The 22,202-nt window shown below is 61.9% G+C and carries 19 protein-coding genes; 6 read left to right on the forward strand and 13 right to left on the reverse strand.

All coding sequences use genetic code 11. The features are described 5' to 3' along the window. Window positions 1-55: 55 nt before the first annotated feature. The 3 genes from AC1Q6I_RS02500 (at window position 56) to AC1Q6I_RS02510 (ending at window position 4,598) form a co-directional block, all read left to right on the forward strand. Window positions 56-1,534, forward strand: a complete 1,479-nt coding sequence (locus AC1Q6I_RS02500) for a DASS family sodium-coupled anion symporter (protein ID WP_102624300.1) — start codon at window positions 56-58, stop codon at window positions 1,532-1,534. A gap of 278 nt (window positions 1,535-1,812) precedes the next feature. Next, on the forward strand, window positions 1,813-3,456 hold the full coding sequence (locus tag AC1Q6I_RS02505) for an MFS transporter (RefSeq protein WP_024076307.1): 1,644 nt from the start codon (window positions 1,813-1,815) through the stop codon (window positions 3,454-3,456). After that, window positions 3,453-4,598, forward strand: coding sequence for an HlyD family secretion protein (locus AC1Q6I_RS02510; RefSeq protein WP_024076306.1), 1,146 nt, complete (start codon window positions 3,453-3,455; stop codon window positions 4,596-4,598). The genes AC1Q6I_RS02505 and AC1Q6I_RS02510 overlap by 4 nt, the downstream gene beginning before the upstream one ends. 111 nt (window positions 4,599-4,709) lie before the next feature. Here AC1Q6I_RS02510 and AC1Q6I_RS02515 read toward each other — a convergent pair whose 3' ends face one another. The 10 genes from AC1Q6I_RS02515 to AC1Q6I_RS02560 all read right to left on the reverse strand — a co-directional run bounded on the left by AC1Q6I_RS02515 (window position 4,710) and on the right by AC1Q6I_RS02560 (window position 13,656). Then, window positions 4,710-5,567, reverse strand: coding sequence for an aldose 1-epimerase (locus AC1Q6I_RS02515; protein ID WP_102624304.1), 858 nt, complete (start codon window positions 5,565-5,567; stop codon window positions 4,710-4,712). Window positions 5,568-5,569: 2 nt separating this feature from the next. Continuing rightward, window positions 5,570-6,850 (reverse strand): TRAP transporter large permease, encoded by a 1,281-nt coding sequence (locus AC1Q6I_RS02520; protein WP_102624299.1) that lies wholly within the window; start codon window positions 6,848-6,850, stop codon window positions 5,570-5,572. 1 nt (window position 6,851) lies between these two features. Beyond that, on the reverse strand, window positions 6,852-7,379 hold the full coding sequence (locus tag AC1Q6I_RS02525) for a TRAP transporter small permease (RefSeq protein WP_024076303.1): 528 nt from the start codon (window positions 7,377-7,379) through the stop codon (window positions 6,852-6,854). 66 nt (window positions 7,380-7,445) lie between these two features. Beyond that, window positions 7,446-8,417 carry a TRAP transporter substrate-binding protein gene (locus tag AC1Q6I_RS02530; RefSeq protein ID WP_069076582.1) on the reverse strand — a complete coding sequence of 324 codons (972 nt, stop codon included), beginning with the start codon at window positions 8,415-8,417 and terminating at the stop codon, window positions 7,446-7,448. A gap of 51 nt (window positions 8,418-8,468) precedes the next feature. Continuing rightward, a complete protein-coding gene (locus tag AC1Q6I_RS02535; protein WP_102624298.1) occupies window positions 8,469-9,344 on the reverse strand; it encodes an SMP-30/gluconolactonase/LRE family protein in 876 nt (291 codons plus the stop codon). Window positions 9,345-9,374: 30 nt separating this feature from the next. Further along, entirely contained in the window at window positions 9,375-10,193 is an 819-nt protein-coding gene (locus tag AC1Q6I_RS02540) for an NAD-dependent epimerase/dehydratase family protein (RefSeq protein WP_102624297.1), read from the reverse strand. A gap of 320 nt (window positions 10,194-10,513) precedes the next feature. Next, window positions 10,514-11,776, reverse strand: coding sequence for an OprD family porin (locus tag AC1Q6I_RS02545; protein WP_069077431.1), 1,263 nt, complete (start codon window positions 11,774-11,776; stop codon window positions 10,514-10,516). 192 nt (window positions 11,777-11,968) lie between these two features. Further along, on the reverse strand, window positions 11,969-12,826 hold the full coding sequence (gene copD / locus AC1Q6I_RS02550) for a copper homeostasis membrane protein CopD (RefSeq protein WP_069076568.1): 858 nt from the start codon (window positions 12,824-12,826) through the stop codon (window positions 11,969-11,971). A 3-nt stretch (window positions 12,827-12,829) separates the two neighbouring features. Then, window positions 12,830-13,195, reverse strand: a complete 366-nt coding sequence (copC, locus tag AC1Q6I_RS02555; protein WP_102624296.1) for a copper homeostasis periplasmic binding protein CopC — start codon at window positions 13,193-13,195, stop codon at window positions 12,830-12,832. After that, a complete protein-coding gene (locus tag AC1Q6I_RS02560; RefSeq protein ID WP_069076566.1) occupies window positions 13,189-13,656 on the reverse strand; it encodes a GNAT family N-acetyltransferase in 468 nt (155 codons plus the stop codon). Before AC1Q6I_RS02560 ends, copC begins: the two co-directional genes overlap by 7 nt. Before the next feature lie 143 nt (window positions 13,657-13,799). On the opposite strand from AC1Q6I_RS02560, the gene AC1Q6I_RS02565 reads away from it, so the two are divergent. Then, complete coding sequence (locus AC1Q6I_RS02565; protein WP_069076565.1) at window positions 13,800-14,420, forward strand: TetR/AcrR family transcriptional regulator; 621 nt, start codon at window positions 13,800-13,802, stop codon at window positions 14,418-14,420. A gap of 121 nt (window positions 14,421-14,541) precedes the next feature. Here AC1Q6I_RS02565 and preA read toward each other — a convergent pair whose 3' ends face one another. From preA to hydA, 3 genes are all read right to left on the reverse strand, one after another. Beyond that, window positions 14,542-15,816: an NAD-dependent dihydropyrimidine dehydrogenase subunit PreA gene (gene preA, locus AC1Q6I_RS02570; RefSeq protein WP_024076294.1), complete on the reverse strand. Its 1,275-nt coding sequence runs from the start codon at window positions 15,814-15,816 to the stop codon at window positions 14,542-14,544. Continuing rightward, on the reverse strand, window positions 15,816-17,183 hold the full coding sequence (locus tag AC1Q6I_RS02575) for an NAD(P)-dependent oxidoreductase (protein ID WP_024076293.1): 1,368 nt from the start codon (window positions 17,181-17,183) through the stop codon (window positions 15,816-15,818). The genes preA and AC1Q6I_RS02575 overlap by 1 nt, the downstream gene beginning before the upstream one ends. Before the next feature lie 160 nt (window positions 17,184-17,343). After that, entirely contained in the window at window positions 17,344-18,783 is a 1,440-nt protein-coding gene (gene hydA, locus AC1Q6I_RS02580) for a dihydropyrimidinase (RefSeq protein WP_102624294.1), read from the reverse strand. A gap of 592 nt (window positions 18,784-19,375) precedes the next feature. Between hydA and AC1Q6I_RS02585 the strand changes: the two genes are divergently transcribed. After that, window positions 19,376-20,863: an NCS1 family nucleobase:cation symporter-1 gene (locus AC1Q6I_RS02585; protein WP_102624293.1), complete on the forward strand. Its 1,488-nt coding sequence runs from the start codon at window positions 19,376-19,378 to the stop codon at window positions 20,861-20,863. Between the two features lie 24 nt (window positions 20,864-20,887). Next, window positions 20,888-22,171 (forward strand): Zn-dependent hydrolase, encoded by a 1,284-nt coding sequence (locus tag AC1Q6I_RS02590; protein ID WP_024076290.1) that lies wholly within the window; start codon window positions 20,888-20,890, stop codon window positions 22,169-22,171. The last annotated feature ends 31 nt before the right edge of the window (window positions 22,172-22,202 follow it).

The following is a 22,202-nucleotide window of genomic DNA, read 5'->3' on the forward strand; positions in this document are numbered from 1 at the left end:
CTGCGGCATTTTGCGCCATGCTCCCTGCCTGATTTGACGGCCGACGGAGAACCCCATGAGCGCCCCCGCAACAACCGCTGCATCCTTCAAGTTGCCCCTGGGCCTGGTCGTCGCCGTGCTGGTGATGGTCGGGGTGCTGCTGTTGCCGATGCCCGCCGACTTGCCGGTGGCGGGGCATCGCATGCTGGCGATCCTCGCGTTTGCCGTGGTGGTGTGGATCACCGAGGCGGTGTCGTATGAAGCCAGCGCGATCATGATCACTTCGCTGATGGCGTTCCTGCTCGGCACCGCGCCGTCGCTGCAGGACCCCACGCACCTGATCGGTTCCAGCCCGGCCATCAGCATGGCGCTCACCGGCTTTTCCAACCCCGCGCTCGCGCTGGTGGCGGGCGCGTTGTTCATCGCCGCCGCCATGACTCACACCGGCCTCGACCGGCGTATCGCCCTGGTCACCCTGACGCGGGTGGGCACCAGCACGCGCGGCATTCTGCTGGGGGCGATCGCGGTGACTATCCTGCTCAGCCTTGTTGTTCCCAGCGCTACCGCGCGCAGTGCCTGTGTGGTGCCGATCATGATGGGCGTGGTCGCTGCGTTTGGCGTCGACAAACGCTCCAACATCGCTGCGGGCTTGATGATCGTGGTGGCCCAGGGCACCAGCGTCTGGAACGTCGGCATCCAGACCGCCGCCGCACAAAACCTGCTGACCGTGGGCTTTATGGACAAGATGCTCGGCCAGCGCGTGTCGTGGATCGACTGGCTGATCGCGGGGGCGCCATGGGCGCTGATCATGTCGGCGGTGCTGTTGTTCCTGGTGATCAAGCTGCTGCCGCCGGAAAGCGACAGCATCCCTGGCGGCAAAGAGGCGGTGGCGCAGTCGCTGGTGGATATCGGCCCGATGACCGGGCCGCAGAAGCGCCTGCTGGCTGTGTCGGTGCTGCTTCTGCTGGCCTGGGCCACGGAAGGGCGCCTGCACAACTTCGACACCACCTCGACGACCTATGCCGGCCTGGTATTCCTGTTGTTGCCGGGCATCGGCGTGATGACCTGGAAGGACGTGCAATCGCGTATCCCGTGGGGCACGGTGATCGTGTTTGGCGTGGGCATCAGCCTGGGCACGGCGCTGCTGACCACCCAGGCCGGGCAGTGGCTGGGTTCCCAGGTGGTGGCGCACACCGGCTTGGACCACGTGGGGCCGCTGGGGGTGTTTGCGATTCTTGGGGCATTCTTGATCGTGATCCACTTGGGGTTTGCCAGCGCCACGGCATTGACCTCGGCGTTGCTGCCGATCCTGATTGCGGTGTTGCAGACCCTGCCGGGGGAATTCAACCGGTTGGGGGTGACGATGCTGTTGGGGTTTGTCGTCAGCTACGGGTTTATCCTGCCGATCAACGCGCCGCAGAACATGGTGTGTTTGGGGACTGGGACGTTTACGGCACGGCAGTTTGCCAAGGTGGGGATTTTGGTCACGTTGATCGGCTACCTGCTGATGCTGGTGTTTGCGGCGACTTACTGGAGCTGGCTCGGCTGGATCTGATAGGGCGTGTGGTCTCCAATACAAAGGAGATCCAATGTGGGAGGGGGCAAGCCCCTCCCACATTTTGATCTCCATGGACCAGATAGACCTTGCTCTGTACCCAACCCAGAAAGCTGGTCAGCCCAGACGCCGCCATCACCGCCAACCCCCATACTTGACCTTGCCCACGCCAGGCATCAATTGCCCCTTCAACATGGCAAGATGAACTCCTCTCAGGTTTACTACTCCCTGAGTAATGGAGTCACCGACCTTGCGTGTCGGCTCATCAAGGTCACCGAATGGACAAATACACCCCCCGCACCTGGCAGCCTCACGAGCGCCCGAGCCTGCCGGGCTCGCCGTCGACGCCGTTGCACCCCACCCACAAGCGCTGGCTGTATGCCTTGGTCGGCGTACTCGTAGCCATCACCGGCGGCCTGGGCAACTCGCTGGTGATCGCCAACCTGCAATACCTGCAAGGCGCCTTGGGCGCGACCACCGCGGAAATGGCCTGGTTGCCCGCCGCCTATGTGATGACCAACGTGTGCATGAACCTGCTGCTGGTGAAGTTTCGCCAGCAATTCGGCCTGCGTGCGTTTACCGAGGTGTTCCTGGTGCTCTATGCACTGGTGACCTTCGGCCACTTGTTCGTCAACGACCTCAACTCGGCCATCGCCGTGCGGGCAGCCCACGGGATGGTGGGGGCGGCGCTCAGTTCCCTGGGTTTGTACTACATGATCCAGGCGTTCCCCGCCAAATGGCGCTTGAAGGCGCTGGTGCTGGGGTTGGGGACCGCGCAGCTGGCCTTGCCCCTGGCGCGGTTGTTCTCCGAAGACCTGCTGCAAATCGCCGAATGGCGCGGCTTGTACCTGTTCGAACTGGGCATGGCACTGATCTGCCTGGGCTGCGTGTTCCTGCTCAAGTTGCCGCCCGGCGACCGTTTCAAGACCTTTGAAAAACTCGACTTCCTCACCTTCGCCATTCTCGCCAGCGGTGTGGCGCTGCTCTGCGCGGTGCTGTCGCTGGGGCGTATCGATTGGTGGCTGGAAGCGCCGTGGATCGGCGTGGCCTCGGCCTGTTCCCTGGTGTTGATCATGACTGGCCTGGCCATTGAGCATAATCGCGCCAACCCGCTGCTGATGACCCGTTGGCTGGGCAGCGGCACCATGATTCGCCTGGCGCTGGCGGTGATCCTGATTCGCATGGTGTTGTCCGAGCAGTCCACCGGCGCGGTGGGGTTCATGCAGATGTTGAACATGAGCTACGAGCAGATGCACACGCTGTACGTGGTGATGCTGGCTGGGGCGATCAGCGGGCTGGTGGTCAGTGCGCTGACGATCAACCCGGCGCACTTGCTGATGCCGCTGGTGATTGCCCTGGCGCTGATGGCCACCGGCTCGGTGATGGACAGTTTCTCCAGTAACCTGACCCGCCCGCAGAACCTGTATATCAGCCAGTTCCTGCTAGGCTTTGGCGGCACCTTCTTTTTGGGGCCGACCATGGTGCTGGGGACTAAAAACGTGCTGACCAACCCACGCAACCTGGTGAGTTTCTCGGTGATGTTCGGGATCTGCCAGAACCTCGGCGGCCTGATCGGCGCGGCGTTGCTCGGCACGTTCCAGGTGGTGCGCGAGAAGTTTCACTCCAGCATGATCGTCGAGCACCTGACCTTGCTCGACCCTCGCGTGGCCGCCCGCGTGCAGGGCGGCGGCTCGGCCTATGGCGGCATCGTCGCTGACCCGGAGTTGCGCAACCTCATGGGGATTCGCAGCCTGGCCACCGCGGCAACCCGTGAGGCCAATGTCATGGCCTACAACGATGTGTTCATGCTGATCGCGATCATCGCGATCCTGACCATGATCTGGATCTTTATCCGCAGTCTGTGGCTGATGAGCACCACTAAAGCAGCCACTCCCGTTCAACCCAGCGGCGCCTCTTCATGACCGAACCGACCACGACCACCACCAATGCCATCGCCGCCACCCCGGAAGGCACCACGCCACCGGGGGCCACCGTCACCGAACCGCGCTCCCTGTGGGTACGCATCCTTTCGTCCCTGGGCTTTGCCGCGATTGCCCTGGTGGGCGTGCTGGTCGTGCTGTACGCCTGGCAGCTGCCGCCGTTCAGCAGCGCGGTGGAAACCACCGAGAACGCCCTGGTGCGCGGCCAGGTGACCATTATCGGCCCGCAGCTCAGCGGCTATGTGTTCGAGGTGCCGGTGCAGGACTTCCAGTACGTCAAGGCCGGCGACTTGCTGGTGCGCCTGGATGACCGCATCTACCAGCAGCGCCTCGACCAGGCCCTGGCCCAACTGGCGGTGCAGAAGGCTTCACTGGCCAATGTGGTGCAGCAACGCAACAGTGCCGAAGCAACCATCAAACTGCGCCAGGCCGCATTGGTGGACAGCCAGGCGCAGGCGCGCAAAAGCACCGCCGACTTGCGGCGCAATGAAGCGTTGATCAGCGACGGTTCGGTGTCCAAGCGCGAGCTGGACGTGACCCGCGCCGCCCATGCACAGACTATTGCGGCGGTCGCGCAAGCCCAGGCCAGCCTGGAAATCGCGCGGCAGGATTTGCAGACGGTCATCGTCAATCGCGGTTCCCTGGAAGCGGCGGTGGCCAGTGCCGAGGCGGCGTTGGAATTGGCGCGTATCGACCTGTCCAACACCCGCATTACTGCACCCCGTGACGGTCAATTGGGGCAGATTGGCGTGAGGCTGGGTGCCTACGTCAACTCTGGCGCGCAGTTGATGGCGCTGGTGCCGAAGCACCTGTGGGTGATCGCGAATATGAAGGAAACCCAGATGAACAACGTGCAGGTGGGCCAACCGGTGACCTTCACCGTGGATGCGCTGAACCACCGCAAGTTTCGCGGCACAGTGCAGCATATATCCCCAGCCACCGGCTCGGAGTTCAGCCTGTTGCAGGCGGATAACGCCACGGGCAACTTTGTGAAGATTGCCCAGCGCGTGCCGGTAAGGATTACCGTGGACCCGGATCAGGCTGAGAGTGAACGGCTGCGGCCGGGGTTGTCGGTGGTCGTGAGTATCGATACCGCCGGCCGCCTCAAAAACTCCCCACCTTGAGCATGGCGCTGATCCCTGTAGGAGCGAGCTTGCTCGCGAAGATCGTCAACGATAACGCGGGGGGCCTGATGACCCGCGTTGCCCTGAGGTTTTTCGCGAGCAAGCTCGCTCCTACAGGGGGGTGTATTTCAGGTTGAAATTGAGTTGGACCGACTGGTTGTGTTCCAGCAGTGTCAGGCCCGGCCGCCCTGGCAGGTGATGAGCATTCACCGGATGGCTCACCGGCTCGATGCAAAAGAACCCCAACCCCGGCGGGCAGTACAGCAGGAAGTAATCGGCCCCGCTGGCCTGGCATTCCAGCGCATAGCCCAGTTCCGGCTGTTCGATCCGGCAGTCCCCGTCCCACTGGCAAAAGCCATTGTCCACCGCGCCTTCGGGCAGGTTTTTCAATGCCTGGAAATCCCACTCTCCCGGCACCGCCGCCAACCCGGTCGGCAGCTTGGACGCATCACTCATCCACACCTGTGCGGCCTTGGCCTGCAACCGGGTGCCCGGTCGGCGTGGAAAGTACGGATGCAAGCCCACGCCATGCCACGCCGCTGTTGCAGCCAGGTGCGTCACCCGCAGTTCGATACCTAGAACCCCGTCGCTCAAGCGAACACGCTGCTCGGCGCGGTAGGCAAACGGCGTGGCGCATTCGAGCGCCAGCACCACCTCATCCGCCGCCTGGCTGACCACTTGCCACTCGTGCTGCCAGGCAGAGCCATGAATCGGCAGCGGATCGGTCAGGCTGTTGGGCGTGAGTGCCAGCCAACCGTCGGGGTTGTCGAAACCGCCATGGGCAATGCGGTTGGACCAGGGCACCAACGGATAGCACCCCAGCTTGCCCGGCAAACCGGTATGGATCGCCTGCTCATCGTTGTGTCGCAGCAACGGCTGCCCGGTGGCACGCACTGTCCAGTTGACGATGCTGCCGCCCACGGCCGGGTTCAAGGTCAGGTGGGTGAGGTTATCTTCAAGTTCAATCATCATCACAGCACCACACTGGGCAGCCACAACGACAGCGCCGGAACGTAGGTCACCGCCATCAACACCAGGAACAGCACCGCATAGAACGGCAGCAACGCCTTCACGGTCCGCTCGATACTGACCTTGCCCACGGCCGCCCCCACAAACAGCACCGCGCCCACCGGCGGCGTAATCAAACCGATGCCCAGATTCACCAGCATGATCATGCCGAAGTGCACCGGGTCGACACCGATGCCGAGCACCACGGGCAGCAAAATCGGGGTAAGGATCAGGATCAGCGGCGCCATGTCCATCACCGTGCCGAGCAACAGCAGCATGGCGTTGATGCACATCAGGATCACGTAGCGGTTGTCCGACAGGGTCAGGAACAGCGTGGTGATCTTCGCCGGGATCTGCATCAGGGTCATGATGTAGCCGAAGCTGGCGGCGAAGGCGATGAGGATCATCACGATGGAAATGGTGCGTACCGTGCGGTGCATCAGCTTGGGCAGTTCGCTCCATTTGTAGTCGCGGTAGATGAACATGGTCACGAAGAACGCCCACAGCACCGCGATCGCGGCGGATTCGGTGGCGGTAAAGATGCCGGAGAGGATGCCGCCGAGGATGATCACCATGGCCATCAGGCCCCACAGCGCGTCGGCGCAGATTTTCAGCGCTTGCCTCAAGGGAATGACTTCGCCCTTGGGGTAATTGCGCTTTTTGGCGAAGATCAGGCACAGCACCATCAGGCACGCGCTCATCAACAGGCCGGGGACCACACCGGCCATGAACAACGAGGCGATCGACACCGTGCCGCCCGCTGCCAGGGAGTAGAGCACCGAGTTATGGCTGGGTGGCGTCAACAGTGCCTGCACCGAACCGCTGATGGTCACCGCGGTGGCGAATTCTCGGGGATAGCCACGGCGTTCCATCTCCGGGATCAGCACCGAGCCGACCGATGCCGTGTCGGCCACCGACGAACCGGAGATCGCGCCGAAAAACGTCGAGGCCATGATGTTGACCAAGGACAGGCCGCCGCGCACAAAGCCCACCAGCACGCCGGCAAACGCCACCAGGCGGCGCGACATGCCGCCCTCGGCCATGATCGCCCCGGCCAGCACGAAGAACGGAATCGCCATCAGCGAAAATTTATTTACCCCGCCGGCCACCTGGATCATCAGGGCCTGGAACGGGATGTCGATCCACCACGCGCCAATCAATGCCGACAAACCCAGGGCGTAGGCCACCGGCATGCCGATCAGGATCAAGGCAATAAAGCTGCCCAACAGAATCAATGCGTCCATATCAGGCGGCCCCTTCGCTTTCTTCCACTAGGTCGAGGCGCACCACGCGCCGGTTGCTCTGGTCACCGAGCAGGAGTTTTTCCACCACAAAGATCAGGGTCAGCAGCCCGCCAATCGGGATCGGCATATAGGTGATGCCCACGCGCAGGGTCGGGATGGCGCTCATGAACTGGTTCCAGGTGGACAGGCACAGCTTGGTGCCCCAAATGGCCATGAACAGGCAGATGGTGCCCATCAGCAGCTGCGAGACGATGCCGATGACCTGGCGTTGGCGGGGGGGCAGGCGGTCGGTGATCATCGCCACCGACATGTGTGCGCCAGCGCGATAGCTGGCGGCGGCGCCGATAAAGGTGAACACCAGCATCAGCAGGATGGCGGTAGGCTCCGGCCAGCTGGAGCCGGTGCCGAGGATGTAGCGGGCGAAGATGCCCCAGGGAATGATCAGTGCCACCCCGAGAACCGAGAGGCCGGCGACCCAGACGCAGGTCATGTAGAGGCGGTCGTTGATGCGCAGCAGTAGATTCTTCATGGCGTTCACCGTAACCGGGCGCGTCGATGCCGACCGCGCCGGGCCTTTTGCGAGAGGCAGGGAAGGTTATTGAACGGCGTCGATGCGCGCGATGATGTCGGCGTAGGGCGCGCCGTACTTGGCGCGAACCGCTGCGGTGGCGTCGTAGAAGGGTTTTTTGTCGACGCTGATGAACTCGACACCGGCGGCCTTGAGCTTGGTTTCGCTGCTGGCGGACTTGGCATCCCACAGCGCGCGCTCATCGGCCTGGGCGGCCTTGGCGGCGTTTTTCACCATGACTTGCTGCGCCGGGGTGAGCTTGTTCCAGGTGATCTTCGACATCACGATGGGCTCGGGCAGGATCAAGTGTTCGGTGAGGGTGTAGTACTTGGCGTTCTGGAAGTGGTTGTGTTCCAGCAGGGTGGGCGGGTTGTTTTCCGCGCCGTCGATCACTCCGGTCTGCAGGGCACTGAAGATCTCGCCGGTGTCCATGGCGATGCCGTTGGCGCCCATGGCATTAAAGGCGTCGATGAACAGCGGGTTGCCTTGCACGCGGATCTTCATGCCCTTGAGGTCTTCGATCTTGCGCACCGGTTTCTTGGTGTAGAGGTTGCGCGTGCCGCCGTCCATCCAGGCCAGGGCCACCAGGCCGAACTCGGAGTCGGTGATCTTGGCCAGGATCTCATCGCCGATCTCGCCGTCGATGACCTTGCGCATATGCGCCTGGTCACGAAACACGAACGGCAGGTTGAATACGTTCACGTCCGGCACCACGGGCCCGACGATGCCAAGGCTGACGCGGGTCATCTGCACCGCGCCGACCTGGGCCTGCTCGACCACTTCTTTCTCGGAGCCCAGGACCCCGCCGGGGAAGTACTTGAAGGTCAGTTCGCCGTTGCTTTGTTTGGTCAGGGCCTTGCCCATGTTCTCTTCGGCTACGACAGTGGGATAGCCGGCGGGGTGAACGTCGGCGAATTTTATTTCCAGCGCGTGGGCGGCGCCGGTGAACAGGACACTCAGGGGAAGTGCAGCGGCCAGCAAGGTGCGTTTGAAGTCCATGGGAGGTCACTCCTGTGTTGTTATTGTTGTATTCAAGGCACAGCGATGCAGCTAGAGGGTAAACGTTGGCTCAGGCAGTCCTTGGACGCCGGGGTTGAGGGCGAACACGCCGCCGGACAGTGACTGCTCGCTCTGGTCGTCTCGTATCGAGGTGACGAACAGCGTGTCCAGGCGACTGCCGCCAAAGGCGCACATCGTGGGTTTTTTCACCGGTACGCTCAGGGAGCGGTCCAGGCGGCCATCGGGGGTAAAACGGTGGATCAGGCCGGCGTCGTTGGCGCAGATCCAGTAGCCACCGTCGGCGTCCACGGCGGCGCCGTCGGGACGACCTGGGTGCTGGTGCATGTCGACGAACACGCGGCGGTTGGACGGCGTGCCGGTCTCGGTGTCGTAGTCGAAGGCCCAGATCTGCTGGACCAGCGGGTGTGAATCCGAGGCGTACATCGTGCGGCCATCGGGGCTGAAGGCCAGGCCGTTGAGGGTGATAAAACCGCCCAGCTGGGCATGGGGCGCTGAACCCGATGCATAGCGATAGAGGATGCCTTCGGCCGCATTCGCGCCCATGTTCAGCACCATGCTGCCGGACCAGAAACGGCCCTGGCGATCACAGCGGCCGTCGTTCAGACGCATGTCCGGGCGAGGGTGCTCGACGCTGGCCAATGGCGTGGTGTCGAGGCTGCCGTCGTTATGCGGCGTGAGTTGGAAGAAGCCGCTTTGCATCCCCGCAACCCAGTTGCCGGCGTCGGTGCGAGCGATGCAGGCCAGCATCTGCGGGGCTTTCCACGCAGCGAGATGGCCGGTGGCGGCGCTCCAGCGTTGCAGGCCACCGTTGGGTATGTCCACCCAGTACAGGGCGTTTTCCTCGGGCACCCATACCGGGCACTCGCCCACGGCATTGCGGGCGTCGACAATCAATTCTGCAGTCATGGCCACTCATTCCCTTGGGTTGGTCTGGCGTCAGTCACCGAACGGTCCAGCGGCGCAGAATGCCCCGCCTTGATACAGCTTGGCCGGGTCATCGGCCGCTACGGGGGGCTGGGTTTCGACCTGGGCGCGGAAGACTTCGGAGGTGTCTTTCGGGGCATAGCCCAGGTGCGCGGCGTAGCGGTTGTCCCACCAGGTGTCGAGGTTAGCCGACATGCCGTAGACCACGGTGTGGCCGACGTTCGGCGTATACAGCGCGCGTTCGAGCAGTTGGGTCAGGTCGTCGAAGCTCAGCCAGGTGTGCATCATCCGGCGGTTCTGCGGTTCCGGGAACGAAGAGCCGATACGGATACTGACGGTCTCGATGCCGTAGCGGTCGAAGTAGAAACTGGCCATGTCTTCGCCATAGGACTTGGACAAGCCGTAGTAGCTGTCTGGGCGGCGCGGGGAGTGGGCGTCGAGCTTCTCGCCCTGCTTGTAGAAGCCGATCACATGATTGGAGCTGGCGAAGACCACGCGCTTGACGCCATGGCGGCGCGCGGCTTCGTAGATGTGGAAGATGCCGCTGATATTGGCGCCTAGCACTTCTTCGAAGGAGCGTTCGACCGAGACACCGCCAAAATGCAGGATGGCGTCGACGCCTTCCACCAGGTGATGCACCGCTTGTTTGTCGGCGAGGTCGCAGGGTTGCACTTCTTCGCTGGCGTCGGCCGCCGGGGCCATGTTGGCAATGTCCGACAGGCGCAGTACTTGGGCGTAAGGGCGCAGGCGTTCGCGCAGGACTTTACCGAGGCCGCCGGCGGCACCGGTGAGCAGCAGGCGGTTGAAGGGAGTGGGGGTAGTCGTGGTCATGGATATTCCAAATTTTTGTTGTAGGTTGTCGTATGACTATGCCGAAGTATTGTTAGGGATCCCCTGGGTTGTCAACGCGCCATTGGACAAAAGGTGTAACGAGGCTGTGGCGAGCGGGCTTGCCCTAATGTCGTTCAGTTAAGCGTACATCGCCTTCTGTAGGAGCGAGGGGGACGCCTAGTTCTTGCTCGCGAAAAACGTCAACGATAACGCGTGTTTCCTGAATGAACGCGGCGCCTGTAAGTTCTTCGCGAGCAAGCTCGCTCCTACAAAAAAGCCTTAACTGAACGGCATTAGGGCAAGCCCGCTTGCCACAGGGGTTACAGCAACGAGATCGGATAGCTGATAAAGATCCGGTTCTCATCGAACTCGTTATTGCTGAAATCCCGACGCAGGGTCGAGTTGCGCCACTTGACGTTCAAATCCTTCAGCGCACCGCTCTGCACGGTGTAGGCCAGTTCCGATTCACGCCCCCATTCCTTGCCGTCGGTGATCGCCCCGGTGTGTACGTTACTGCCGCTGATATAGCGGTTCATCATGGTCAGCCCGGGAATGCCAAGCACCACGAAATTGAAGTCATGGCGCACCTGCCAGGATTTTTCCTTGGCGTTGTCGTAACTGGAGTTGTAGCTGTCGTTGGCCAGGGTGCCGCCGCTGGTGCCGTTGACCCGCATCCACACGCTGTCGCCGGTGAGCTTTTGCAGGCCGACATAGAAGGTGTTGCCCTGGTACTTGGCCGAAAGCAGGGCGAACACGGTCTTGTTGTCCAGGTCGCCGGCCAGGGCGCTGCCGTCTTCCTTGCCGTTGAAGAAGCCGAGGTTGGCGCCCAGGGTCCAGTCGCCCAGCGGTTGGCTGTGGGTCAGGTTGAGGTATTGCTGCTGGTAGATATCGCTCAGTTCGGCGTACCACAGGCCGATCTGGGTGCGCTTGTCATTGAAGCTGTATTCACCGCCACCGAAGTTGAAGCGGTCGGAGGTGAATGCGGCTTTGCCGTTCATGAACATGTCTTCCATGCTCGCGTCGTTGCGCGGGCTATTGCCGCGAAACTGCCCGCCGTAGAGGGTCAGGCCGGCGATTTCGCTGGACGTCACCTGACCGCCGCGGAAGGTCTGTGGCAGCGAGCGGCCGTCGTCGGAACGCAGGATCGGCAGCACCGGCATCCATTCGCCCACCTTCAATTCGGTCTTCGACAGCTTGGTCTTCAACGCCACGCCCAGGCGCCCGAAGTTGTCGGCGGGGCGGCCGTCATCGTGGATCGGCAGCAACTGGGTGCCGCCGGTACCTTTGCCGCCGTCGAGCTTTTGTGAGTACAGGCCCAGCACATCGATCCCGAAGCCGACAGTGCCTTGGGTGAAGCCGGACTTGGCGTCGAGGATAAAGCTCTGCGTCCACTCTTCGGCCTTGCCCTGAGGGTTGCTCGGGTTGGTGAAATTGCGGTTGAAGTAGGCGTTACGCAGGTTGAGCGTGGCCTTGGCGTCGTCGACAAAACCTTCGGCGTGGGCGATGAGGGGCAGGGTGAAGGCCAGGCTGCCGAGACCGATAACACTGAGACGCGCGGAAGAATAGCGGGCGAATTGACTCACAGTGATGCTCCCTTTCATTTGTTGTTTTTATTATTTGTTATACGTCGTCGTACAACATTGGGGCGGATATTTGCGGGGTTTTTGCGGGGTGTCAAGCAGAAGTTATACGATGACTGTGTGTGGGTTGATCCAGAGCGGGCAGTGTCAATGTGGGAGGGGGCAAGTCGAATCGTCGCACCGCCCCTCCCACATTCAGCCCGCCAGGACCATGGGAGGCAGGGTGCCAAGGAGTGAAACGGCGGCGACGGCGCAAACACCGAGCAGCCATTCCAGCATCACGCTGGCCTTCAAGCTGCCCAGCCGCTGTTCGCAGCGATCAAGGCGCAGCCGGTTCAGCAGTGCCAGCGCCAACATACCCAGCACCAGCATCACCTTGATCAATAGAATCAACGCAAAACCACTGAACAACGGCGTGGGCCACAGCTGCCCGGTGAGGACGCGCACATTGATCAGGCCGGTCACCAGCAAGCCCGCGACCAGGCCATAACCGACGCCGCTGAAACGACGCAGGACCGGCGCCAGCTCAACACCGTGTGGCTGCCTGAGGATCAATACCAGCAGCAATAACCCCCCCAACCATGCGCCGACGCACATCAGGTGCACCACCTGGTTGAGGATCAACAGCTGCCCGCTCAGCCCATCGAGCATGGCGCCATGGCCGACCGGGGCCAGGGTCATCAGCAGCAGCGTGATCAACGGCAGGCGCGGGGCCTTCCACGCGGTCATCAGGGCGATGACCAGCAGCCCATTCAACAGCAGGTGCCAGGTCCACACCTGGCCAAAAAAGGTCTTGCCCAGCACCAACTGCACGGTCGACAGTTCCAGCGCCGCCGGCCATGAACCGGCCATGCTGGCGGTAATCAACAGTAACCAGATCACCCCCGACGCGAGGGCCGTCCAGGCCAGCCCACGAGTGATGCGCAACACTTGTCGGTCCAGCACCGCCTGCGGTTCAGCGCCCAGGAGCCAGGGCCTGAATACACAGGCCCCGAACATCAGCAGCACGACGATGAAATGCACAAAGCGGCACAGCACCAGCAGGGTTGCCATGGGTTATTGGCCGACCTGGAAGCTGTATTCGCCATTGCTCTTGTGGGTATCGACCGAGACTGCGTTCCACACCACTTTGTAGTGACCGTCCGCCAGCGGGGCGGCGGGCGTCACCACCAGGGTTTTCTTGTCGGCGTCTGGCGTTTCCAGGCGCTTGATTGCCACTTCGGTGCCGTCCTTGCTCAGGGACACCTTGGTGAAGGTGGCTTCGACGCCTTCGCTGAAGGTCAGGCGCAAGTCCTTCGGTGCGGCGACGGTGCTGTCGGCGGCCGGCTCCGAGCTTTTGAGGTGGGCGTGGGCAAACGCCGCCGAGGCGCCGAGCAGGGAGGCGAGCAGGGCGACGGCGGTTAGGGTTTTCTTGATCAGCATTGTTCCGTACCTTCAGTGGGAGGAGTCGGTAAAGCCATGTGCAGCAAGGGAAACGGTTTGCCTTCGCCATCCAGCGGCGAGCGCGCGACCTGGACAAAACCGTAGTGCAGGTAGAAACCCACAGCCTGGGGGTTCTGCTCGTTGACGTCGACGGTCAAGGTGTCGTGGCGCGCACGGGCGTGGTCCAGCAACTGGCGGCCGATCCCCTGGCCCCGGCGCGTGGGGTCGATAAACAGCATTTCCACATTGTTCCTGCCGGTGGCGATGTAACCGGCAATACCCTGTTCATCTTCATACACCCAGACGTCAAGGGCAGGCATCGGCAGGTAAGTGTCGCGTACCAGGGGCAGTAAACGCTGGATATCGTCCTCGGGGAGGAAGTCATGGGTGGCGCGTACCGAGCGCTCCCACAGGGCGCCCAGCAACGGGTCGTCGGCGGGTACGCGAGGTCGAATAGGCATGGGAATGATCCTGGATAGGGACCGCGATCCTAACCAATCCAATATCCGTGGGGAAGGTGAAGGTAAGAACTTTCATTGCGGCCTGTCGCCGCGGTCTAGAGCCGATGGTAGTCTTTAGCCCATGTTGTTGTCAGGGAGCCCTTATGGGCAATCACAAGATCGGAATTCGCCGGGTCAACGTCGAAAAAATCCTGCTGGCGGCGGAGAAGGTCTTCGCCGAAAAGGGCTATGGCAGCACCGCCATGGCCGATATCGCTGAAGAAGTGCAGCTGCCACGTTCCAACCTGCATTATTACTTCACCACCAAGAGCGAGCTGTACAGCGCCGTGCTGTTCGATCTGCTGGAGGTGTGGAAGCAGGACGCCTTGAGCTTCGAGACCTTCGATGACCCGAGGGTGGTGCTCAGCAGCTACATCCGCGCCAAGATGCAGCGCTCGCGCACGCGGCCCTATGGCTCGAAAGTCTGGGCCAACGAGATCATCCACGGCGCGCCGACCCTCGGTGAGGCGCTGGATGAAAGCCTGTACGACTGGGCCAAGATGAAGGAGGCGAAGATTCGCCAGTGGGTGGAAGACAAACGCATCCTGCCGGTGGAGCCGTCGAGCCTGCTGTATATGATCTGGGCATCGACCCAGCACTATGCCGACTTTGATCACCAGGTGAAGATTTTGAATGATCACCAGCCGTTGTCGGATATGCAGTTCGAGAAGGCGATCCAGACGGTGACCAGTGTGATTTTGCGCGGGATTGGGTTGGAGCCTTGAGTCTTGTGGTGAGGCTGAGGGCCTCATCGGGGGCAAGCCCCCTCCCACAGTGGATCGCATTCTTTCAGACATAATGCGCTCAATGTGGGAGGGGGCTTGCCCCCGATAGCGGTCTACAGGACTACACCGCCTCCCGGTAGGGATTACGCGGATCCTGCGTCCAATTCAAGAACGGCTTGCCGGTGTCCACCGGTACCATCTCGATGCAATCCGCCACCGGGCAGGTGATCTGGCACAGGTTGCAACCCACGCACTCGTCGTCGATCACCTCGTACTGATGGGTGCCGTCCGCCTGTTTCAAACTGGCGATGGCCTGGTGCGACGTATCTTCACAGGCAATATGGCAACGCCCGCAGCCAATGCACGTTTCCTGATCGATCTTGGCAATGACCTGATAGTTGATGTCCAGGTACTTCCAATCCGTGGTGTTGCCCACCGCCCGCCCGGAAAATTCTTGCAGGCTGGTGTAACCCTGACTGTCCATCCAGCGTGACAATCCATCCTTCATCTCTTCCACAATGCGAAACCCATGCAGCATCGCCGCCGTGCACACCTGCACCGCGCCGCAGCCGAGGGCGACGAATTCCGCCGCGTCGCGCCAGTTGCCGATGCCACCAATGCCGCAGATCGGCAGGCCTTGGGTCTGCGGGTCGCGGGCGATTTCGGCGACCATGTTCAGGGCAATCGGCTTGACCGCCGAGCCGCAGTAACCGCCGTGGGTGCTCTGGGTGCCGACCATCGGCAGGGCGACCATGCGTTCCAGGTCCACGCTGGTGATGGAGTTGATGGTGTTGATCAGCGACACCGCGTCCGCACCGCCGCGATAGGCCGCCCGCGCCGCCACACGGATGTCGGTGATATTCGGCGTGAGCTTGACGATCACCGGCAGTGAGCAATAGGTCTTGCACCAGCGCGTCACCTGTTCCACATACTCTGGCACCTGGCCCACAGCCGCGCCCATGCCGCGCTCGGGCATGCCGTGGGGGCAACCGAAGTTCAGCTCGATGCCGTCGCAGCCGGTGGCTTCTACCAGGGGCAGGATGTTTTTCCAGGATGCTTCAACGCACGGCACCATCAGCGACACGATCAGCGCGCGGTCCGGCCAATCCTTTTTCACCTGGGTGATTTCCCTGAGGTTGATCTCCAGGGAGCGGTCGGTGATCAGCTCGATATTGTTGATGCCCAGCACTTCGCGGTTGGCGCCGTAGTGCGCCGAGTAACGCGACGACACGTTGACCGCCGCCGGATCTTCACCCAGGGTTTTCCAGACCACGCCGCCCCAGCCTGCTTCAAACGCGCGGACCACGTTATAGGCTTTGTCGGTGGGCGGCGCGGAGGCCAGCCAGAACGGGTTGGGGGCCTTGATTCCGGCGAATACAATCGAGAGATCGGCCATTACGCAGCCTCCACGTTAAGCATGAGTTGGGCGTGCATGGCTTCGGCGGCCAGCTTGCCGTGTTGTACCGCTTGCACGGTGAGGTCCTGGCCGAGGCTGACGCAGTCGCCACCGGCATATACGCCGGGGATGCTGGTGCGCAGCTGTTCATCGACGAAGATACGCGCGCCGACGCGCTGCAGTTGTTGGGCCAGGGGGTCGTGCAGCGCCTCGTTATCGAAGCCCTGGCCAATGGCCTTGAAGATCGCATCGGCGGCCAATTCGAAGGTCTCTCCGGTGGGTTGCAGGCAGCCGTTTTCCAGGCGAGTGCGGGCGAAGCGCATACCGCGGACGTGGCCCTGGTCATCCAGCAGCACTTTTTCGGGTTGGGCCCAGGTCAGCAGGCGCACCTGATTGGCCTTGGCGATGTCCTGCTCATGCTGGGTCGCGCCCATGTCCGCCAGGCCTCGGCGGTAGACCAGGTTGACGTCGCGCGCACCGAGGCGGGCCATTTGCACGGCCATGTCGATGGCGGTATTGCCGGCACCGAGCACGATGCAACGGTCGGCCAGGGGCAGTTGGGTCAGGTCGTCAGCCTGGCGCAGCTCGCGGATATAGTCGGTGGCAGCGAGCAGGCCGGGGGCGTCTTCGTGGGGCAGGCCGAGGTGTTTGCTGGCGGCCAGGCCCAGGCCAAGGAACACCGCATCGAATTGCTGGTGCAGTTCGCTCAAGGTGAGGTTGTCGCCCAGGCGCTGGCCGTGGCGAATCTCGATGCCGCCGATTTGCAGGAGGAACTCCAGTTCCTTCTGGGCGAAGTCATCCACCAACTTGTACTTGGCGATCCCGTATTCATTCAGGCCGCCGGCCTTTTCCCGCGCTTCGAAAATCACCACGTCATGCCCGTGCAGGGCGGCGCGATGGGCGCAGGCCAGCCCTGCGGGACCTGCGCCGACCACGGCGATGCGCTTGCCGGTGGGCGCGGCACGCTGGAACGGGTGTTCGCTGAAGTGCGCGTTGTCGATGGCGTAGCGCTGCAACAGGCCGATCAGCACCGGCGCGCATTCTTCGGCGTTGTTACGCACGCAGGCTTGCTGGCACAGGATCTCGGTGGGGCAGACGCGTGCGCAACTGCCGCCAAGGATGTTGGCCGAGAGGATTTTCTGCGCTGCGCCTTGGACGTTGTCGGTGTGGATATTGCGGATGAACGAGGGGATATCGATCTCGCTGGGGCACGCATTCACGCACGGCGCGTCGTAGCAATACAGGCAGCGCGAGGCTTCCAGTTGCGCTTGCCGGGCGGTGAGGGGCGGTGCCAGGTCGGTGAAATGGCTGGCGAGGGTGGCCCCGTCTTCAGGGGGATGGGGGAGGTGGCTCAGGGTCTGGATCACGGTGTTGGCCTCACGGTTATTTTGCCTCTGACGGGCATTTGCTGACGCAATGTGTAGGAGCGAGCTTGCTCGCGAAAAACCTGAGAGCGCCGTTGAGTATCAGGCTTCCCGCGTTTTCGTTAACGTTTTTCGCGAGCAAGCTCGCTCCTACATGGGGGGCTCAGCGTTTCACAGCCACCGGCCTGGAATACTCCGCCCGCTTGCTCAACTGCTCAAACACCGACGGATACGCCGGCCGTTCCACATAGCGCCCGGCACCGCGCTCGGCGCGCAGGTCGCCATCGGCCCAGACCAGCTTGCCCTGGCTGATGGTGTGGCTCGGCACGCCGCGCACGGTCTTGCCTTCGAAGATGTTGAAGTCCACTTGCTGGTGGTGGGTCTTGGCTGAAAGGGTGCGGGTGCCCTCGGGGTCCCACAGCACCAGGTCGGCATCGGCGCCGACGCGGATCGCGCCTTTGCGTGGGTAGAGGTTGAAGATCTTCGCGGTGTTGGTGGAGGTCAGCGCGACGTACTCCTGCATCGACAGGCGCCCGGTGTTGACCCCTTCGTGCCACAGCAGCGCCATGCGGTCTTCGATTCCCGCGGTGCCGTTGGGGATCTTGCTGAAGTCGTCGCGGCCGGCGGCTTTCTGTTCGGCGCAGAAGCAGCAATGGTCGGTGGCGGTGGTGTGCAGGTTGCCCGATTGCAGGCCATGCCACAGCGCTTCCTGGTGCCCGCGTGGGCGGAACGGCGGGCTCATCACATAGCCGGCCGCGGTGTGCCAGTCGGGATGCTGGTAGACGCTGTCATCCAGTAACAGGTGGCCGGCGAGCACTTCGCCGTACACCGCCTGGCCCTTGCCCCGGGCGTAAGTGATTTCGTCCAGGGCTTCCCGGGTTGAAACGTGCACCAGGTACAACGGCGTGCCGAGGGTCTCGGCGATACGAATCGCGCGGCTGGCCGCTTCGCCTTCCACCTGGGAGGGACGCGACAGCGGATGGGCCTCCGGCCCGGTGATGCCCTGGGCCATCAGCTTGCGTTGCAGGTGATACACCAGCTCGCCGTTCTCCGCATGCACGGTGGGCACCGCGCCCAGTTCCAGGCAGCGTTCGAAGCTGGCCACCAGGGTGTCATCGGCGGCCATGATCGCGTTCTTGTAGGCCATGAAGTGCTTGAAACTATTGATGCCGTGGTGGCTGACCAGCTCGGCCATTTCTTCGCGCACCTGCTCGCTCCACCAGGTGATCGCCACGTGAAAGCCGTAGTCGGATGCGGACTTTTCCGCCCAGCCGCGCCACTGGTGAAAGGCTTCCAGCAAGGACTGCTGCGGGTTGGGGATCACAAAGTCGATGATCGAGGTGGTGCCCCCCGCCAGGCCTGCTGCGGTGCCACTGAAAAAGTCTTCACTGGCCACGGTGCCCATGAAGGGCAATTGCATGTGGGTATGCGGGTCAATGCCGCCGGGCATCAGGTATTGGCCGCTGCCGTCGAGTATCTCAGTGCCGGCGGGAATATCCAGGTCCGTGCCAATGGCGCGAATTAGACCGCCTGCGCATAAAACATCGGCGCGGTAACTTTCATCATGGGTAATAACGGTGGCGCCACGGATCAACAGCGACATGTCGAGTTCCTCACAAGGCTTGACCGGCTTGTGCCAGTTCTAAGTGTTGTCATGCTGTTCACCGTGGGGTGCATAAAACCTGTCATCGGTGACAGGAATAGAAACTAGCCCGAGTTTTTAGAATGAGCAAGAATATTTTTTATAAGCTTATATCGATATTAACTTATTGATTTATATGGATAAAAATTGAAAATCACCAAAATGTAGCGAACGCTCACCATTTTGACGCACTTGACAGGTTCTCAATATGAGCAACATTTCTTATTGCAAATCAGACGCTTGAGATATGCCGCTTGACGGGCGCGGTAAATAAAAATAATTGTGATGCACCAGATTGAGCCCTGAGGGTTCGGACAACTTTCGCGTTATTTAGCCTGAGTAGCGCGGCAAGTACCGCAGGCTCAATTGGAAAGCTGATTAACATCAGCACGTTATATAAGCGGTGCGGGTTGAAGGTCAGTGGTCGGCACGATTATTGAGTGCAGTGGCGGCTGGCCGGGCCCGTGATGTCGTGTTGTCAACGAGGTACTCCGGCCATCCTGCGTAAAGCGTGGGATGAGCAACAATAATTCGAAAAAACCGTGGAGCGGCCATGCAACAGAACAGATCGCAAGTCATAGAACGCAACGGCCTGTACGAACTCGACGCCGGCCCCGACGTCCTCGACAGCCCTCGCTACAACCACGACATGGCACCGACCAAGGTGCATGAACGCACTTGGAACAAGTGGCACATCACCGCGCTGTGGGTCGGTATGTCGATCTGTGTGCCCACGTACACCCTGGGCGGGGTACTCACGGCGTACTTCGGTTTGTCGGTGGGCGAGGCGCTGATGGCGATCCTGCTGGCCAATATCGTGGTGCTGATTCCGCTGACCCTCAACGCCTTCCCCGGCACGAAGTACGGGATTCCGTTCCCGGTGTTGCTGCGCTCGTCGTTCGGCATCCTCGGCTCCAACGTGCCGTGTCTGATACGCGCGCTGGTAGCCTGTGGCTGGTTCGGTATCCAGACGATGTTCGGCGGGTTGGCGATTCACCTGTTCCTGGGCTCGATTTTCGACGGTTGGAAGTCCCTCGGCGGCACCGGTGAAGTGATCGGCTTCATGATTTTCTGGACCCTGAATTTGTGGGTGGTGCTGCGCGGCGCCGAGTCGATCAAGCGCCTGGAAACCCTGTCGGCGCCGCTGCTGGTGGCGGTGGGCATTGGTTTGCTGGTGTGGGCGATGCCCAATGTCTCCCTTAGCGAGCTCATGGCCATTCCACCGAAACGCCCCGAAGGTGCCAGCCTCACCGGTTACTTCATGGCCGGCCTTACCGCGATGGTGGGCTTCTGGGCCACTTTGTCGTTGAACATTCCTGACTTCAGTCGTTATGCCAAAAGCCAGAAGGACCAGATCCTCGGGCAGATTTTCGGCCTGCCGCTGACCATGTTCCTGTTCGCGGCCCTGGGCGTGATCATGACCGCCGCCTCGGTGAAATTAGTGGGCGTCAGCGTGTCCGACCCCGTCACCTTGATCGGCCATATCCAGAGCCCGGTGTGGGTCGCCGTGGCCATGGCGTTGATCATCGTCGCCACCTTGTCCACCAACACGGCAGCGAACATCGTCTCGCCCACCAACGACTTCCAGAACATCGCGCCCAAGCTGATCAACCGCACCACGGCGGTGATCCTCACCGGCCTGGTCGGGCTGGCGTTGATGGCCCATGAGCTGCTGAAAAAGCTCGGGCTGATCGTCTCGGACTTGAGCCTGGAGACGGTGTATTCCAACTGGTTGCTGGGCTATTCGAGCTTGCTGGGGCCAATCGCCGGGATCATGGTGGTGGACTACTTCATCACTCGCAAACAGCAACTGGACCTGGCCGGTTTGTACCGCGACGACGTGTACCCGGCGTGGAACTGGAGTGGCTTTGTCGCCTTTGGCGTGCCGGTGGTGTTGACCTTGCTGTCGTTGGGCAGCGATGCGTTCAGCTGGTTCTACAGCTACGGCTGGTTTACCGGTTCGGCGTTGGGCGGGTTGTTGTATTACGGCTTGAATGCCAAGCGCGGAATCAGCCCGGTAGTCGTCAAAGTCAATTCATAAGAAATACAGCCTGAGGAGATCCCCATGAACGCTGCCCTCGACGTTCTGCAATCGACCCATCAGCACATCAACCGCGACCGTTTGTGGCAGTCGCTGATGGACCTGGCCAAACTCGGCGCCACGCCCAAGGGCGGCGTGTGCCGCCTGGCCCTCACCGACCTCGATCGCAAGGCCCGCGATCTGTTCGTGCAATGGTGCGAAGACGCCGGCTGTACCGTGACCATTGATGGCATCGGCAATATTTTCGCGCGCCGCCCTGGGCGCAATCCCAACTTGCCGCCGGTGATGACCGGCAGCCATATCGACACCCAGCCTACAGGCGGCAAATTCGATGGCTGCTTTGGCGTGCTGGCGGGGGTGGAGGTGCTGCGCACGCTCAATGACCTCAAGCTCGAAACCGAAGCGCCCTTGGAAGTGGTGGTGTGGACCAACGAGGAAGGCTCGCGCTTCCCGCCGTGCATGATGGGGTCTGGGGTGTTTGCCGAAAAATTCACCCTGGCCGATACCTTGGCCAAGGTCGATGTGGACGGCGTCAGCGTGGGCGATGCGCTGAATGCGATTGGCTACGCAGGTACGCGTCCCGTCAGCGGGCACAAGGTCGGTGCGTATTTCGAAGCCCATATCGAACAGGGGCCGATTCTTGAGGATGAGAAGAAAACCATCGGCGTGGTGCTCGGCGCCCTCGGGCAGAAGTGGTTCGACCTGAAACTGCGCGGCGTTGAAGCGCATGCGGGGCCGACGCCGATGCACCTGCGCAAGGACGCCCTGGTAGGCGCGGCGGCGGTGGTGGCGGCGGTCAATGCGGCGGCGCTGGGGCATCAGCCGCATGCTTGCGGGACCGTCGGTTGCCTGCAGGCCTATCCTGGCTCACGCAACGTCATTCCCGGTGAAGTGCGCATGACCCTGGATTTCCGTCATCTGGAACCGGCGCGGTTGGATTCGATGATTGCCCAGGTGCGCAAGGTGATTGAGGACACCAGCGCCAAACACGGCTTGAGCTTTGAGATGGAACCCACCGCCGACTTCCCGCCGCTGTACTTCGATAAAGGTTGCGTGGACGCTGTGCGCGATGCGGCGAATGGCCTGGGCCTGTCGAACATGGACATCGTCAGCGGGGCAGGGCACGACGCGATTTTCGTCGCCGAACTGGGCCCGGCGGGGATGATCTTCGTGCCGTGCGAAGGCGGCATCAGCCATAACGAAATCGAGAATGCGGCACCGGATGACCTGGCGGCAGGCTGTGCAGTGCTGTTACGCGCGATGGTGGCCGCTTCAGCCGCCATCGCCAGCGGCAAACTCGCCGCCTGAAAGGCACTAAAAAATGTGGGAGGGGGCTTGC

This window comes from Pseudomonas sp. MPR-R2A5, assembly GCF_058793055.1.